The organism is Chryseobacterium sp. C3 (assembly GCF_014218905.1).
GTDB classification, from domain to species: domain Bacteria; phylum Bacteroidota; class Bacteroidia; order Flavobacteriales; family Weeksellaceae; genus Chryseobacterium; species Chryseobacterium mucoviscidosis.
On record NZ_JACLCU010000001.1, the window covers coordinates 140,382 to 157,181 of the forward strand.

The 16,800-nt window shown below is 35.0% G+C and carries 14 protein-coding genes; 10 read left to right on the plus strand and 4 right to left on the minus strand.

All coding sequences use genetic code 11. The features are described 5' to 3' along the window. The first annotated feature begins 53 nt into the window (after positions 1-53). The 4 genes from H6W53_RS00615 (at position 54) to H6W53_RS00630 (ending at position 5,645) form a co-directional block, all read left to right on the plus strand. Positions 54-1,220, plus strand: coding sequence for a hypothetical protein (locus H6W53_RS00615; RefSeq protein ID WP_185204451.1), 1,167 nt, complete (start codon positions 54-56; stop codon positions 1,218-1,220). Between the two features lie 32 nt (positions 1,221-1,252). Further along, on the plus strand, positions 1,253-1,765 hold the full coding sequence (locus H6W53_RS00620) for a hypothetical protein (protein ID WP_076390335.1): 513 nt from the start codon (positions 1,253-1,255) through the stop codon (positions 1,763-1,765). A gap of 22 nt (positions 1,766-1,787) precedes the next feature. Next, the gene (locus H6W53_RS00625; RefSeq protein WP_076390334.1) at positions 1,788-2,399 is read left to right on the plus strand and encodes an inorganic pyrophosphatase; all 612 of its coding nucleotides are present in this window, start codon (positions 1,788-1,790) and stop codon (positions 2,397-2,399) included. Positions 2,400-2,918: 519 nt separating this feature from the next. Continuing rightward, positions 2,919-5,645, plus strand: coding sequence for a sodium-translocating pyrophosphatase (locus H6W53_RS00630; protein ID WP_185204452.1), 2,727 nt, complete (start codon positions 2,919-2,921; stop codon positions 5,643-5,645). A gap of 178 nt (positions 5,646-5,823) precedes the next feature. On the opposite strand, the gene H6W53_RS00635 is transcribed toward H6W53_RS00630, so the two are convergent. Beyond that, on the minus strand, positions 5,824-6,963 hold the full coding sequence (locus H6W53_RS00635; protein WP_185204453.1) for an aminotransferase class I/II-fold pyridoxal phosphate-dependent enzyme: 1,140 nt from the start codon (positions 6,961-6,963) through the stop codon (positions 5,824-5,826). An 88-nt stretch (positions 6,964-7,051) separates the two neighbouring features. Between H6W53_RS00635 and H6W53_RS00640 the strand changes: the two genes are divergently transcribed. The 4 genes from H6W53_RS00640 (at position 7,052) to H6W53_RS00655 (ending at position 9,544) form a co-directional block, all read left to right on the plus strand. Next, on the plus strand, positions 7,052-8,098 hold the full coding sequence (locus H6W53_RS00640; RefSeq protein ID WP_185204454.1) for a M28 family metallopeptidase: 1,047 nt from the start codon (positions 7,052-7,054) through the stop codon (positions 8,096-8,098). Between the two features lie 75 nt (positions 8,099-8,173). Then, on the plus strand, positions 8,174-8,611 hold the full coding sequence (locus H6W53_RS00645; RefSeq protein ID WP_185204455.1) for a GNAT family N-acetyltransferase: 438 nt from the start codon (positions 8,174-8,176) through the stop codon (positions 8,609-8,611). Position 8,612: 1 nt separating this feature from the next. Continuing rightward, positions 8,613-8,975 carry a glyoxalase gene (locus tag H6W53_RS00650; protein ID WP_185204456.1) on the plus strand — a complete coding sequence of 121 codons (363 nt, stop codon included), beginning with the start codon at positions 8,613-8,615 and terminating at the stop codon, positions 8,973-8,975. 68 nt (positions 8,976-9,043) lie between these two features. Then, entirely contained in the window at positions 9,044-9,544 is a 501-nt protein-coding gene (locus H6W53_RS00655; RefSeq protein ID WP_185204457.1) for an endonuclease V, read from the plus strand. 194 nt (positions 9,545-9,738) lie between these two features. Here H6W53_RS00655 and H6W53_RS00660 read toward each other — a convergent pair whose 3' ends face one another. Next, positions 9,739-10,107 (minus strand): winged helix-turn-helix transcriptional regulator, encoded by a 369-nt coding sequence (locus H6W53_RS00660; protein ID WP_076390327.1) that lies wholly within the window; start codon positions 10,105-10,107, stop codon positions 9,739-9,741. Between the two features lie 247 nt (positions 10,108-10,354). On the opposite strand from H6W53_RS00660, the gene H6W53_RS00665 reads away from it, so the two are divergent. After that, a complete protein-coding gene (locus H6W53_RS00665) occupies positions 10,355-11,272 on the plus strand; it encodes a ClpXP adapter SpxH family protein (protein WP_185204458.1) in 918 nt (305 codons plus the stop codon). 363 nt (positions 11,273-11,635) lie between these two features. Here the strand turns inward: H6W53_RS00665 and H6W53_RS00670 are convergent, their stop codons facing one another. Together H6W53_RS00670 and uvrA are read right to left on the minus strand one after the other, a co-directional pair. Next, on the minus strand, positions 11,636-12,292 hold the full coding sequence (locus H6W53_RS00670) for an alpha/beta fold hydrolase (protein WP_228457725.1): 657 nt from the start codon (positions 12,290-12,292) through the stop codon (positions 11,636-11,638). 571 nt (positions 12,293-12,863) lie between these two features. Next, on the minus strand, positions 12,864-15,656 hold the full coding sequence (gene uvrA, locus H6W53_RS00675; RefSeq protein WP_185204460.1) for an excinuclease ABC subunit UvrA: 2,793 nt from the start codon (positions 15,654-15,656) through the stop codon (positions 12,864-12,866). A 187-nt stretch (positions 15,657-15,843) separates the two neighbouring features. Here uvrA and H6W53_RS00680 point away from each other — a divergent pair, with 187 nt between their 5' ends. Further along, positions 15,844-16,779, plus strand: coding sequence for an IS1595 family transposase (locus H6W53_RS00680; RefSeq protein ID WP_185204461.1), 936 nt, complete (start codon positions 15,844-15,846; stop codon positions 16,777-16,779). The last annotated feature ends 21 nt before the right edge of the window (positions 16,780-16,800 follow it).

The window sequence follows — 16,800 nt, forward strand, 5'->3', positions numbered from 1 at the left end:
TTTTGTTATAGTTTTGTAAATCTATAAAAATTAAATTACTAAACAAAAGTAAAATGTTAATTAAAAATAATAAAATCATTAAATTTCTACTATCACTTTATTTATGTTTAATGACATATTATCTCTATACTCATCAATATTACAATTCAGATATTGAAGCTTACATGGGATTAGTATATAAAACTAATTTCCCTGATATGAAAATTGAAGAGATCCATAAAAAAGTTTATAGTGAACTTAGAGAAAAAGATCCAGATGTAGGTAAGGTAAATATGGAAAGGAAAGAGGAAGCCATCGGAGATAACAGTTATTATAAGAATTTATCTGAAAATCCTAAAATGTATGAGGAAGAACTTCAGTTATTTACAGTAAAACCGTTTTACAATTTAATAAACTCAGTCTTTTTTAAATTTGGATTTTCTGCTTCAACATCTACTTTTCTTATTACTATTATTTCCTATGTCTTAATCGTCATTCTGATTTTTAGTTTTTTAATAAAAATACTTAGAAATAATTATCTGGCTTTTATTTTAACCATTTTAATCTCAATATTCAAACCTCTCTTAGATACCTCAAGACATGCTACTCCGGATGGCTTTTCTACATTACTTTTATTACTTAGTTTTTATTTTGCAATAATGAAAAGAAATCTTTTTGTTTCTACAATATTTGGAATTTTATGTATTCTTACAAGACCTGAATATTTTATTTTTTATGCATTTTTATCTTTACTAGTATACTTTTTCAGAAAGGATTTTAAATTTCAAACTAAAGAAATTTTATTTTCATTTGGCTATTTTACATTAACTTTCGCAATCATACAGTATTTTAACCAGATCCCGTGGTCTGTTTTGTTTATGAACCAATTTACAAAAGTGCAGTTGTTCCCGATTTCAAATCCCGATGAATTTAATTTTCGCGAATATGTAAACTGTGTGAAAGGAAAAATATTGTTTGAATGGAATACATCTTACTTTCCATTACTATTAATTTTTATCATTATTATTTTAGATTATAGATTAATCATCAGTAAGAACAGAAAAAGCTTAATTTTTTTAGGTCTGTATGTTGTTGTTTATCTTACTGTATCATTACGTTTTATAATGTTTCCTACATTAGTAAACAGAATGATGGTTGGGTTTTACTTAATTATAATTTTGTCGTTAATTGCGTATCAGAATTCGAAAAAGCAAATATTAGCTCATACTATAGAAAAATAGCCAAATAATTACTAATTTTGCTACCTCAAATTATGACAAGTTTTTCAGGATATTTACCCTATGCTTTTGCATTGATTATTGCAATACCTTTTTTGGTTTTGCTGAGACAGTTTGTATTTACTTACATTAAACTTAAAGAACAGGAAATCAGATTACTTTCTGTAAAGTCCAATTCCGAAAATAAAACCCAGTCTTACGAAAGAATGACGCTTTTTATGGAAAGATTAAAACCTTCCAATCTTATCCAGAGATTTGATAAAGGTCTTGCAGCCCATGAATTTATTTTTCTGACTGAAAAAGCGATCAATGAAGAATTTGACTATAATGCTTCCCAGCAATTGTACATCACCAAAAATTCATGGAAAAACATTGTCGATTCCAAAAACGCAGTTATAGAACTTCTTCACAGAACCTACGAAGGAATCAACGGAAACGCAAACCTTGATGAATTCAAAACTATTTTTCTGATGAACTATATGGAAGGAGAAGATTATATTTCTATGACCATTGAAGATTTAAGAAAAGAAATTTTAATAATAGCTTAACTAAAAAAATAAATTTTAAATAATGATTCCAAATTTTAAAGCACATCCATGGCACGGAATTTCTGCAGGAGAAGATGCGCCAAATGTTGTAAATGTTTTCGTGGAGATCGTTCCTTCAGACACTATTAAATACGAAGTAGATAAAGAAACAGGATTTTTAAAGGTAGACAGGCCTCAGAAATTCTCAAATATTATTCCGGCATTATACGGTTTTGTTCCAAGAACCTATTGCGACAGCGCAGTAATGAATTTAGCAGTTGAAAGAGGAGCTACAGACGTTACGATGGGAGATCATGATCCATTAGACATCTGCGTTTTAAGTTCTCACAACATTCACGCAGGAGGTTTGTTAATGGAAGCTATTCCAATCGGAGGTTTCAAAATGATCGACGGAGGAGAAGCAGACGATAAAATTGTTGCCGTAATGATCGGAGATCACGCATTCGGACATTTCAGAGATATTTCAGAACTGCCGGAAGCAGAAGTGAAACGATTAATGCACTACTTCCTTACTTACAAGAACTTACCGGATGAGCCTGCAAAATGCAGAATTCAGGAAGTTTACGGAGCAGAACATGCTAAGAAAGTAATCAAAGCTTCTCAGGAAGATTATTCAAACAAATACGGAGGATAGATAAATTCTCTTTATTTCGGATAAATTAAAGGATAGACGGTTTTCGTTTATCCTTTTTCTTTTTGATCGTTTTTTATTTTTACTGAAAATTCCGCAATCACTACTTTCGATAATAATAAAGAGAGTGATATTGTCAATTTTTAATTTTTTTAGGAGCTGTTTCCTGCTTTCCACTGTATCTTTTTTGTTACGGGCTCCTGAACTACGTTCGTAAACCTCCAGTTTATGCTTCGCCCGCAACAAAAAAGGATGTCGTTCCAATCAGGGCTAGTAATTGCCACTCTTAATAGATTGCTAACCAAAACCTCAGAGATTTTCATTCCATCAAAAATTTTTGTAACATTGTTCTTTTGATTTCTCTAATCAGCCATATATTTTACATCAGTTGCTTCAAGCATATTAAATTCAATCCGTTTAATCGTTTAACTGCTAATTTTGAAACACTTATAAAGATTTTAACATAATCCATAGAAATTATTCGTTATATTTAATAATCTATTACCAAAAAAATATTAAACTATGGATCTATTTGTGTTAGTACCAATTTTTGGTGTCATTGCTTTACTGTATACTTTTTTTCAAAGTAACTGGGTAAGTAAGCAGGATGCCGGAAATGAAAAAATGAAAATTATCAGCGGACATATTGCTGACGGTGCAATGGCTTTCCTGAAAGCTGAGTACAAGATTTTAACCTATTTCGTAGTCGTGGTAGCGATTCTTTTAGCAGTGATGGGGATGAGCAATGCCAACTCCCACTGGAGTATCGGGATTGCCTTTGTAGTCGGAGCAATATTTTCCGCATCTGCGGGTTTCATTGGGATGAAAATCGCTACAAAAGCCAACGTAAGAACCGCACAGGCTGCCAAAACATCACTTTCAAAAGCTTTAAAAGTTTCTTTTACCGGAGGTTCCGTTATGGGAATGGGCGTTGCCGGTTTGGCTGTTTTAGGATTGGGAGCTTTATTTTTAATCATCAAACAGATTTTTGCACCCGACGCAACCGTGGATTCCCACGAAATGGAAAGGACGATTGAGATTCTTACAGGATTTTCTCTGGGAGCTGAATCCATTGCCCTTTTTGCAAGAGTGGGTGGCGGAATTTATACCAAAGCAGCAGATGTAGGTGCCGATCTGGTAGGAAAAGTAGAAGCCGGAATTCCCGAGGACGATCCTCGAAATCCTGCAACTATCGCAGATAACGTAGGAGACAACGTAGGAGATGTTGCCGGAATGGGAGCCGATTTATTCGGTTCTTACGTAGCAACAGTTTTAGCAACCATGGTTTTGGGAAGAGAAACCATTTCTGAAGATTCTTTCGGTGGTTTTGCCCCGATTCTTCTCCCAATGCTGATTGCCGGAACAGGAATTATTTTTTCAATAATAGGAACCCTGTTTGTAAGAATTAATGATAATGAAGACTCTTCCACTTCAAGCGTACAGAATGCTTTAAACCTTGGAAACTGGGGAAGCATTGTAATTACGGCAATAGCTTCTTATTTTTTGGTAAATTATATTCTACCGGACAAGATGGTTCTCCGAGGACATGAATTCTCTAAAATGGGTGTTTTTGGGGCGATTATGGTAGGACTGGTTGTCGGTACTTTAATGAGCATCATCACAGAATATTATACCGCAATGGGTAAAAGACCGGTTTCGAGCATCGTTAGACAATCTTCAACAGGTCATGCCACCAATATTATCGGAGGTCTTTCTGTAGGAATGGAATCTACATTGCTTCCGATTATTGTTTTGGCAGGAGGAATTTATGGTTCATATCTTTGCGCCGGATTGTACGGCGTTGCCATCGCAGCGGCCGGAATGATGGCGACAACAGCAATGCAACTCGCTATTGACGCCTTCGGGCCGATTGCAGACAACGCAGGAGGAATTGCCGAAATGAGCGAACTTCCAAAAGAAGTACGTGAAAAAACAGATATTTTGGATGCAGTAGGCAATACAACGGCAGCCACAGGAAAAGGTTTTGCGATTGCTTCTGCTGCTTTAACGGCTTTAGCTTTATTCGCGGCTTTTGTTGGGATTGCAGGAATCGACGGAATTGATATTTACAGAGCCGATGTTCTTGCCGGATTATTTGTCGGCGGAATGATACCTTTTATCTTTTCATCTCTGGCAATCACTGCGGTTGGACAGGCTGCAATGGCAATGGTAGAAGAAGTTAGAAGACAATTTCGCGAAATTCCGGGAATTCTGGAAGGAAAAGCGCAACCGGAATACGAAAAATGTGTAGCTATTTCAACCGATGCTTCCATCAGAAAAATGATGCTTCCCGGAGCTATTGCCATCGTTTCCCCTTTGCTCATCGGGTTTATTTTCGGACCTGAAGTTTTGGGAGGTTTTCTTGCCGGAGCTACAGTAAGCGGTGTTTTAATGGGAATGTTCCAGAATAATGCAGGCGGAGCTTGGGACAATGCTAAAAAATCTTTCGAAAAAGGAGTAGATATCAACGGAAAGACTTATTACAAAGGTTCTGAACCCCATAAAGCTTCCGTAACGGGAGATACGGTGGGAGATCCGTTCAAAGATACTTCAGGACCTTCAATGAATATTCTGATCAAACTGATGTCTATTGTTTCTCTCGTAATTGCTCCTACATTGGCAGTAATGCATAAAGACAAAATTGAGGCTAACAGAAAAGCTAAAATTGAAGCTTTAACAGGAGTTTCAGCAGTTTCATTAACTAATCAGACAGGATCAACAGCCGTTGTTCCGCAGGAAATAAAAGGCTATGTTAATGAAAGCGGAGATTTTGTTTATGACACAGGAAATATTCAGGAGATAGAACTAAAAGGCGGAAAAAAAATAAAAATAGGAGAACGAAGCCAGTTGTATCAGATGTACAATTCGGTTAAAAATAAAGATCAGGGAATTTTGGATCCGAATAAATGGTTTACGATAGAAAATCTTTACTTTGAGACAGGTTCCAGTGATTTAAAAGCGGGTTCTGAAGTCCAGCTATTAAATTTAGTTGAAATTATGAATGCCTATCCAACTTTAAAAATTAAATTGGGAGGCTATACCGATAATTCAGGAAATGAAGAGAGCAACCAGAAGCTTTCCAATCTGAGAGCTCAGACTGCAAAACTGAAACTGCTTGAATTGGGAATTTCCGGAGACAGGGTAGAAGCAGAAGGATACGGTTCTCAGCATCCTGTTTGCGCAGCCAACGATACGGACGAATGTATGGCAAAAAACAGAAGAATTGATGTGAGAGTATTATCTCTTTAAAAAATCAACCTTAAATATAGAAAGCACTGCGTAATGCGGTGCTTTTGTTTTAAATATCATTTAAATTTTCCTGCCAAGAAATCTGTTCAATCAACAAAATAAAATATTTCCTGATGTCATTTTGACAAAGGAGAAATCTAAAAATAAAGAAATGAAGATCTTTACACTGACAGTAATTTTAAAGATTCTTTTTCAAATACTCAAGCGCATTAGTAATCAGATCATCATTTTTAGCAAAACTGAAACGGATATAATCTGAATTCTGTCTGGAATTGTAAAATGCGGATAAAGGCAGACATGCGACTTTCTTTTCGATGGTCAGCCATTTTGAGAATTCTACATCCGTCATTGTTTTCGAAACGGTTCTGAAATTCACGATTTGAAAAACGGCACCTTCTGCTTTTTGTTCCACAGTGAAAGGTGTTTCTTTAATCAGTTCATTAAAAAGATCACGCTTTTTTTGCATTACAGTATGATTTTCCGAAGCATCAAAAACTTCCAGATATTTGGCTATTGCGTACTGACAGGGCGCATTTGCGCTATAAGAAATGTATTGCTGATGACAGCGGAATTTTGCCGTTAATTCTTCAGGTGCTAAAAGATAGCCGACTTTCCATCCGGTAGAATGAAACATTTTTCCAAAAGAAAAAATACAGAAAGTTCTTTTTTTCAGTTCAGGATGAAGAAACGAACTGTAATGTTCCTTTCCGTCAAAACAATACGTATCGTAAATTTCTTCTGAAATCAGATAAATTTCCTGATGTTTAATAATGCTGTATAATTGATTCCAATCCTGTTCAGACCATATTTTTCCGGTTGGATTTTGTGGAGAATTTACAATAATGGCTTTTGTTTTTTCAGAAATACAATTTTTCAGTTTTTCCCAATTTACCGAAAAATTATTATCAAGATCATAATAAACAGGAATGCCTCCATTCAGGAAAATGGATGGACCATACGTATAATAAGAAGGCTGAATGACAATAACTTCATCTCCCTGATTCAGAATAGATTTAAGGGAAGTATATAAAGCAAAGGTTGCACAGGGGACAACGGTTACTTCATTTTCCTGTAATCGGATGCTGTTTTTTCTGTTAAGATTAAAAGAGATTATATTTTTTATCAACAGCGGATTTCCTGCAAGTGGTTCATAATGATGAATATTGAGATCAGCAGCTTCTTTAAGGTATTCTCTCAGACGGTAATCAATATCAAAATCCGGCAAGCCCAAAGACAGGTCAAAGCTATTGTTTTTCACAGCAAGTTCAGACATTTCGGTAAAAAAAGAGTAATGATTGAATCCGTAGATATTCTCCATGCTTTTTGCATTTATTTCAAATATAAGAAAAATAGCAATCCGTAAAAGATTAAATATTTTTTGTTATTTTTAGGCAAATTATTCCATAATGAGAAAATTATTCATTCCACTATTTTCACTTGCTGTACTGGTAAGCTGCGGAACGGCAAAAAATGCAGCCGATGCAGGAGCAGTCCAGACTTCATCTTCATCCAAAGGTGATAAAGCTTTTCTATCTGCCTATAAGGAAATTAAAGCAGAAGATCTAAAGAAAAACTTATACGTTATTGCTTCCGATGAAATGGAGGGAAGAGATACGGGAAGTCCGGGACAGAAAAGAGCAGGAGAATACATGGTGAATTACTATAAAGGCTTGGGAATTTCTTATCCTAAAGCTTTGGGATCTTACTATCAAAAGGTTCCGGCAGATTTTATGAAGAAAAGAGGTGGCGGAAATCTTCCTGACTCCGAAAATATTTTAGCCTTTATCGAAGGATCTGAAAAACCAGAAGAAATTGTGGTGATCTCCGGTCATTATGATCACGTGGGAACGAGAAACGGAGTGGTTTACAACGGAGCAGATGATGACGGAAGCGGAACGGTAGCTGTAATGGAGATTGCAAAGGCTTTTCAGGCAGCTAAAAAAGCAGGAAACGGTCCTAAAAGATCCATTTTATTCCTTCATGTAACAGGAGAGGAGCATGGTTTATTTGGTTCTGAATTTTATACTGACAATCCGGTTTTTCCTCTGGCAAATACGGTTGTAGATTTGAATATTGATATGATCGGTCGTGATGATCCGGAAAACAGAGGAAAACAGTATGTTTACGTTATTGGTTCTGAAATGCTGAGTTCTCAGTTAAAAGTAATTAATGAAGCGGCAAACAAAAAGACCAACAATCTTGAGCTGAATTATAAGTATGACGATCCGAATGATACGGAAAGACTGTATTACAGATCAGATCACTATAATTTTGCTAAAAATAATGTTCCGGTAGCATTTTTCTTTGATGGCATCCACGAAGATTACCACAAACCAACGGATGATGTAGAGAAAATAGATTATAATCTGCTGGCAAAAAGAACTCAGTTAGTTTTCACAACCGCTTGGGAAATTGCCAACAGACCAGAAAGAATCGTTGTTGATAAGAAATAATTGAATCAAAAAATACAGAACAAAAGGCAAATTAGCAGATCAGCGGTTTGCCTTTTTAGTTAAATTAAAATTTACATGAAAATCCGTGAAGCTGAGTGGAAAGATATTCCGCAGATCCAGATCGTAAGAAATTCGGTTAAAGAAAACATTTTATCTGATCCCAACCTTGTGACAGATCAGGATTGTGAGGATTTTCTCTTTAACAGAGGAAAAGGCTGGGTTTGTGAAGATAACGACAGAATTGTGGGATTCGGAATTGTAGATATGAAAGAGAAAAGCATCTGGGCGCTTTTTGTTCATCCGGAATTTGAAAACAGAGGAATCGGAAGAAAACTTCATGATACGATGCTGAACTGGTATTTTGACCAGACGAATGATAAAATCTGGCTGGGAACTTCTCCAGATACAAGAGCTGAAACATTTTACAGAAAATCCGGATGGACAGCAAACGGAGTTCACGGAAAGAATGAAATAAAATTTGAAATGACTTATAATTACTGGAAAAACAGATAATATGAAACAGAATATAAAATCAATGCGTCCTTTTATAGGCTCTGAAAACTTTGAAACCAGCAGGCGTTTTTACCGTGATCTGGGTTTTGAAGAAGTGATTCTGAATGCTAAAATGTCTCTGTTTAAATGGAATGAGACTGCTTTTTATCTTCAGGATGCCTATGTAAAAGACTGGATTGATAATACCATGCTTTTTGTGGAAGTTGAAAATACAGACGAATTTTATCAGGAACTTATCAGTTTAAATCTTCAGGAGAAATACGAAAAAGTAAAAATAGTTCCTGTGAGAACGATGGATTGGGGCAAAGAATGTTTTGTTTATGATCCTTGCGGAGTTTTGTGGCATTTCGGAGAATTTTTTTAATCAATTGTAACTAAGAGAAAAATACATTACCATCATTTAAAAACAATTAATCAACGACAAAACGAAAAATGATTTACGCTTTCGATACCTATTATTACGACGATTATGCCCATACAGTCTGTTTAGTCTTTCAGGATTGGAATTCTGAACAGGAAGCAGAAATTTTTACAGAAAAAACATCAATTACTTCCGATTACGAAAGCGGAGCCTTTTACAAGAGAGAATTGCCGTGTATTCTCAGTCTTTTAAATAAAATTCAACTTCAGCAAGGCGATGTTATCATTATTGATGGCTACGTAACTTTGGATGAAGAAGGAAAAATAGGACTTGGAGGGCATCTTTACGAAGCTTTAGACCAAAAATTTACGGTGGTCGGAATTGCAAAGAACGGTTTTAATACACCAGATTCACGGAGAAGAACAGTTTATCGCGGAGAAAGTAAAACACCTTTATTCGTCACTGCAAAAGGAGCAGATGTAGATGAAATAAAACAAAAAGTTGAACAAATGCACGGAAATTTCAGAATTCCGACCTTGCTTAAAAAATTAGATCAGCTTTCCCGAAGTTAAAATCATTTAATTTCCAACGCCTAAGTTTCTTTTAGACTTTTTTGATTGCAAATTTCTTTAAAGTGACAAATGTCATTCAAATATTATTTTTATTAAGTCTAAATAAATATAAATTTGTTTCAATTAAAAAGTTAAGTACTAAAACACATATCAATCATATCCATATCAATTTTTGTTTTTTCAACCGGCAAAATCTATTTGTCGGTTTTTTGATATAGAGACTTTCGGTACTCAATTCCCCATTTGGCAATCTCATCAATAATCGGCTCAATGGTTTTTCCGTATTCTGTGATTTCATATTCCACAGTTACAGGTTTTGTGTCTAAAACAGTACGTTTGATGAGATGATTGATTTCCATATCCTGAAGTTCTTTTGAAAGCATTTTGGCAGCAATTCCGTCAATTTCTCTTAAAAGATCCATAAAACGCATTTTTTCGCTTTGCATTAAAGTTCCCAGAATATGAAACTTCCATTTTCCCGATAAAATTTCCATTGAATCTTTGATGGCATTCATACGGTTTTTGCAGATAGGAGTGATGTTCAGGTTAGCTTCTTTTTTCATGATTTTAAAATAAATTATATTCCTGTAAAGATAATAAAAAAACAGTAAGGTAGTTTCCTCGAGGAAACCAGTTTCTAAAAGGAAATCAATTACAAAAGTATGATGATTAAATATTAGATTTGTGGTAACATTAAAAAGTGTGAAACCTTTATCATCACAAAAAATGATAAATAATAAAATACTAACATTTGTGTTCCTCACGGCGGCTTTAAGCAGTTGTAACGGACAAAGTGATAAAAGTAAAAAAATGGAAAACAGATCTGCAAATCCGCTATTATGCGATCCGGCAACAGGAGTTTGTGAAGTTCCCGGAGAGAAATTTGATATTGGGAATATTGATGTAAAAACTGACGAAAAATCTGTAAAAGTTATTTATTTTACAGACCCTATCTGTTCTTCTTGCTGGGGAATTGAACCTCAACTCAGAAAACTAAAACTGGAATACGGAGATAATGTAGATATAGAATACAGAATGGGAGGTCTTCTTCCGGACTGGAGCTATAACAGCGGAGGAATAAGCAAACCTTCGGACGTAGCACATCATTGGGATGAAGTAAGCTTGTACTACGATATGCCGATTGACGGAGATATATGGTTACAGGATCCGCTGGATTCTTCTTATCCGCCTTCCATTGCCTTTAAAGCAGCACAGATGCAGGACATAGAAAAAGCACTGGATTTCATGAGAGAACTTCGTGAAATGGTGTTTTTAAAGAAGAAAAATATTGCAAAATGGGAACATATTGCAACAGCTGCCCAAAAAGTAGGATTAAATACAGATCAGTTGAAAAAAGACTTTGAAGGAAGAGGAAAAGAGCTTTTTCAGGAAGATCTGAAACTGGCAAGAGAAATGGGGGTTCGTGGATTTCCTACGATGTTTTTTACCAATAATGCCGGAAAGAGAGAGATTGTTTACGGCTCAAAACCGTATGCATTCTACGAAACTGCTGTTCTGAGAGTAAATTCTGACACCAAGAAATCTGAATATTACAAAAACTGGGAAAGTCTTTTTGCAAAGTATAATTCGCTTACCGCAAAAGAATTTTCAGAATTATCGGGAACGCCGAGAAAAGAAAGCGAAAGATTATTAAATGAGCTTTCCGACAAAGGAACGCTTGAAAAGCTTACCACCAAAAATGGTTCAATCTGGACCCTGAAATCGTAATTAATTTCATTAATATTTAGCAAGTTTTTTTAACAACCGGAAATTCATTGAATTTCCGGTTTTTTATTTTTATGGTGCTTTTGAAAACCAGATTAAAAATAAAAGAATCTGCTCTTTAGGAGCAGATCCAGTAGATAAATACATCTCATTTTTTTAATTAGACAACAATAAAAAAGCACAGCCGACAATGCTGTGCTTAAATTTTTATAAATTTAATTGCGATTTCAGAGTTGAAAAAAGCAAAATATGTTTCCACTTCAGTTGTATTTCATAGTAAATGTAGGAATAAATTTTATGCCAAACAATACACTTAATGTTAAAATTTACAACTGTGTGTTATCTTTGTGTTAATAAATCTCAAGGTTATTTTTCACGCAAAAATTGTTCGATAAAAAGATTTAAAGTTGCTTTTTCATTGTCATTTGCCTTATCATCCATTTTTCCATGATTAATCGTGGTTGCCTGAACCGTAATATGAAATTTTTTTTGCTCTTCCATTGTGGGTAAAACGCCTTCATCGGCAGGATAGTAGTTTGAGCGTAAAGTATAAATTTTCGGAATCAAAGTTTTTGGCAGATACATTCTGCGATTATCCATTGTGATGATTTTATATACAAAATTAGGATACTTATTGGCGAAAAGAGCCGTTATATCTCCGCCGTTCGAATGTCCTATTAAAGTAAGATGTTTATAATCAAGCTCCGGTTGTATCTTTTTAAGCTCATTCAAAACAAACAGAATATTTTCTGCACCACGTTTCCAGAAAGGCATTCTTACGATTTGAGGTTTTCCTTCTGAAGGAATGAGCTGATCTGTTGGAAGCTCATGCTGAATGCTTACCACAAAATATCCTTTTGAAGCCATATTCTTTGTTAAGTAGGAATACTTTAAATAATCTCCCCCAGTATTGGCACCATAACCGTGACTGAAAATGACAATCTGTTGTTTTGAAATTTTTTCTGATGTTTTGGGACTGAAATAAGCGACCGGAATTTTCCTGTTTCTTGATTTATCAAACATAGTCAGAGTATCTAATTTTATAGGATAAATGCTGTTCGGATTTGTATTTTTTTTCGTTGAACAGCTCAGCATTATCTAACCAGTTAAAAATAAAAAAAAGGAATTATATTTCATGGTAAAGTTAAATGTGTGAAGTTGTTTTTAAAGTAAGAATTTTTGCTCCTTCAAAAGCAGAAGAAACAAGAAATGATATCTATATTACGATAAATAAGCTAAAGATAGCGTTCCTACGGAACGCCAAACGTCATCATTATATGTTGTTTACACAGATAAAACTCCATAGAGCTTTCTGATATTTTATTTTAAACAATTAAAGTTGTTTAAAATAATTTCAGAATTAACCACAAAAGGCACAAAAGACAATGTTAAAGCGAATTTCATTAATAATCAAAGCGCTCAAAAGAATAAAAATCAAAGATTTTTAAAAACTATTGTGAACTTTTTCATTGATAATGATCAAATTTAAATAAAAGTTTAGTCATCTTTTGTGACTTTTGTGGTTAAATAAAAAGTTTAAACAGACTCAATTTTAATATATAAAACAGAGAGCAATTGTACTCGCTGTTTTTATTTAGTTTTCCAGCTTTTCTTTAATATACTTCGCTGTATGAGATTTCTTATTTTTTGCCAGTTCTTCGGGAGTTCCGGTGAAGACAACCTCACCGCCGTGTTTTCCGGCTTCAGGACCGATGTCGATGATGTAATCTGCGGATTTAATGATATCGGGTTGATGTTCAATCACGATTACAGAATGTCCCAGATCAATCAAAGCCTGTAAAGACTTCAGCAATTTCTGAATATCATGGAAATGAAGTCCCGTTGAAGGTTCGTCAAAAATAAATAACGTCTTATCTGTTGTAACCCCTTTTACAAGGAAGGATGCCAGTTTTACACGCTGTGCTTCACCACCGGAAAGGGTAGAAGAGCTCTGTCCCAACTGCAAATATCCTAAACCTACATCCTGTAAAGGTTTTAATTTGGTTGCGATCTTTTCTTCCTTATTATCTTTGAAAAATTCCAAAGCTTCATCCACGGTCATGTGAAGAATATCTGAAATGTTTTTTTCATCGTACTTTACTTCCAGAATTTCGCTTTTGAAGCGGGTTCCTTTACAAACTTCACATTCAAGCTCAATATCTGCCATAAACTGCATGGAAACGTTGATGACACCTTCTCCTTTACATTCATCACATCTTCCGCCATCTACGTTGAAGGAAAAATGTTTCGGTTTGTAGCCCATCATTTTTGCCACTTTCTGCTTGGCGAAAAGATCTCGGATGTCGTCGTATGCTTTCAGATACGTTACAGGATTGGATCTTGAAGACTTTCCGATAGGATTCTGGTCGATGAGTTCAATATGCTGGATCAGTTTTTTGGGAAATTCAACAGAATCATAATCTCCTTTTTTACCGCCCATTCCAAGCTGAATCTGGATATCATTGGTAAGAATTTCCTTCATTAAAGTTGATTTTCCGCTTCCTGAAACCCCCGAAATTACAACAAGATTTTCCAGAGGAACATCAACATCAATATTCTTAAGATTATTTTGTCTTGCTCCTTTTATGTGAATCCATTCTTTACCTTTTCTCCGCTTTTTGGGAACTTCAATTTCCAGTCTTCCGGTAAGATATTTTGAAGTTAACGTATCTGCATCTTTCAGCTCTTTGTAATCTCCTGCGAAAACCAATTCTCCGCCAAGATAACCTGCTTCAGGACCAATATCAATAATGTAATCCGCTGCTTTCATCACGTCTTCGTCATGTTCCACAACGATTACCGTATTGCCAAGGTCACGCAGATTCTGTAAAACTTCAATTAAATTTTCCGTATCTCTTGAGTGAAGTCCGATTGAAGGCTCATCCAGAATATAAATGGAACCCACCAAAGAACTTCCTAAACTTGTTGCAAGATTAATTCTCTGACTTTCACCACCGGAAAGTGTATTGGATGTTCTGTTTAAGGTTAAATAGCCTAAACCAACTTTTAACAAGAACTCCAGTCGGGTTGTAATTTCGTACAATAATCTTTTGGCAACTTCCTGATCGTGTTCGGATAATTTTAAACTTTTAATTAAAGGGAAAAGCTCATCCAGAGGAAGCTCGATCATCGATTGGATATTGTGTCCGTCGATTTTCACCCAGCTCGTTTCTTCACGAAGTCTCAAACCTTCGCAAGTCGGGCAGAGTGTTTTTCCGCGATAACGGGAAAGCATTACACGATACTGAATTTTATAGAGGTTTTCCTCAAGCATTTTAAAGAAATTGTCAATCGATGGGAACGTGCTTTTTCCGTCTCCTTTCCAAAGATATTTTTTCTGTTCTTTGGTTAACTGATGATAAGGCTTATGAATCGGGAAATCTTTTGCTTTTTTAATGAAATCTTTTTTCCATTCGCTCATGCTTTCGCCTTTCCATGAAGCAACCGCATCTTCGAAAACGGACAATGTTTTGTTGGGAATTACAAGATCTTCATCAATTCCGATGACTTTTCCGTATCCTTCACAAGTCGGACAGGCTCCGTAAGGATTGTTAAAACTGAAAAAATGGACATTCGGCTCTAAAAATTCGATTCCATCCAATTCAAATTTATTTGAAAATTCTTTGATCTTTCCGGTATCTACGTTTTTCAATGAACAATATCCGCGACCTTCATAGAAAGCCATCTGAATAGAATCTGCCAAACGCTGAAGAAAACTTTCATCTTCCTCGTAAGTAAAACGGTCGATAACCAGATTGATTTCCATTCCTTTTTCGGGAGTAAAACCAAAACTTTCGAGATCTTCAATTCCTGCAACATTGCCATTGATTTCGAGTCTTGTAAAACCAGCTAATTTCAGAACGTTTAAATTTTCACCAAAATTTGCAGCATCGTAATCATAAGGAGCCGTTAATAAAAACGAAGTTTCTTTTTTTGAAGATTTGATAAAATCCACGACATCGGAAACTGAATCTTTTTTCACCTCTTCACCTGAAACCGGAGAAAATGTTTTCCCGATTCTTGCGAAAAGAAGCTTCATGTAATCGTAGATCTCCGTAGAAGTTCCTACCGTAGATCTGGGATTCGAAGAAATTACTTTCTGCTGAATGGCAATAGAAGGTGCCAAACCTTTGATATCGTCAACTTTAGGTTTTTCTAATTTTCCTAAAAACTGACGTGCGTAAGAGCTTAAACTCTCTACATATCTTCGCTGTCCTTCCGCGTAAATGGTATCAAACGCTAATGAAGATTTTCCGCTTCCGGAAACTCCTGTAATAACAATGAGTTTGTTTTTCGGGATAAGAACATCTATGTGTTTCAGATTATTAAGATGTGCATTCTTAACGAAAATCTGTTTTTTAATATCTATATCTGTTGTATAAGCCATAGTAAAATTAAGACTAACAAAATTACGAATTTTTGGCGGATTACAGGCTGATATAATTTTTGGTAATTACTTACGTTTTTACACTATAAAGGGAAAAATATAAAAAAATGTTAATTTTTCTCTTATGAGTGAACCATTACTAAATAGATTGCATCTTTCATAATGTAAACTTAATATTTACTATACCATGATAAACACTAATATAAAGTCTGTACTTGAATTGCTGCAGACTTTTTCAACGGAGGAAAAATGTATCGATTATCTTGAACAGATGAGATGGGGAGGAATAATAGAGAGTCCTTTCGATTCTGAATCTCAAGTATATAAATGTAGTAAAAATCGATATAAATGTAAAAATACAGGAAAATATTTCAATGCCAAAACCGGCTCTATGTTTGAAAATTCCAAAATTAGCCTACAGAAGTGGTTTCTGGCGATCTGGCTGATAACTTCCCACAAAAAAGGAATAAGTTCTCTACAGCTTGCAAAAGATATTGATGTAACACAAAAAACAGCCTGGTTTATGCTGCAAAGAATACGCGCCTGCTTTGGAATTGAAAATCATAATGAATTGGAAGGAACTGTAGAGTGTGATGAAACTTTTATCGGTGGAAAAAATAAAAACAGACATAAAAATAAAAAAGTAAAAAATTCGCAGGGAAGAAATTATAAAGACAAAGTGCCGGTAATGGGAATGTTGCAGAGAGGAGGCAAAATGAATGCTTTTGTAGTAGATGATACCAAGAAACTGAGTATTCAGCCCCTGATTTATAAATTTATAATTCCTGAAAATACCAGACTAATCAGTGATGAATGGTGGGGTTATAGCAGATTATGTAAGACGTACGATCATAAAATAGTGGATCACTCTAAAAAAGAATATGTAAATTCTGCAGACAGTAGTATTCATACCAATACTATTGAAGGTTCGTGGAAAATTTTAAAAAATTCTCTGAACGGAACTTATAACCATGTTTCTAAAAAGCATCTTCAGAAGTATGTAGACGAATTCGTATATAAATTTAATTTAAGGGAAATATCAGATGGTGATAAATTCAGGTATTTTCTTACAAACAGTGAAGTGAGGACGAAATATAAAGATTTAGTTCAGGATAAAAACTAATTTATTTACTACGTTATATTG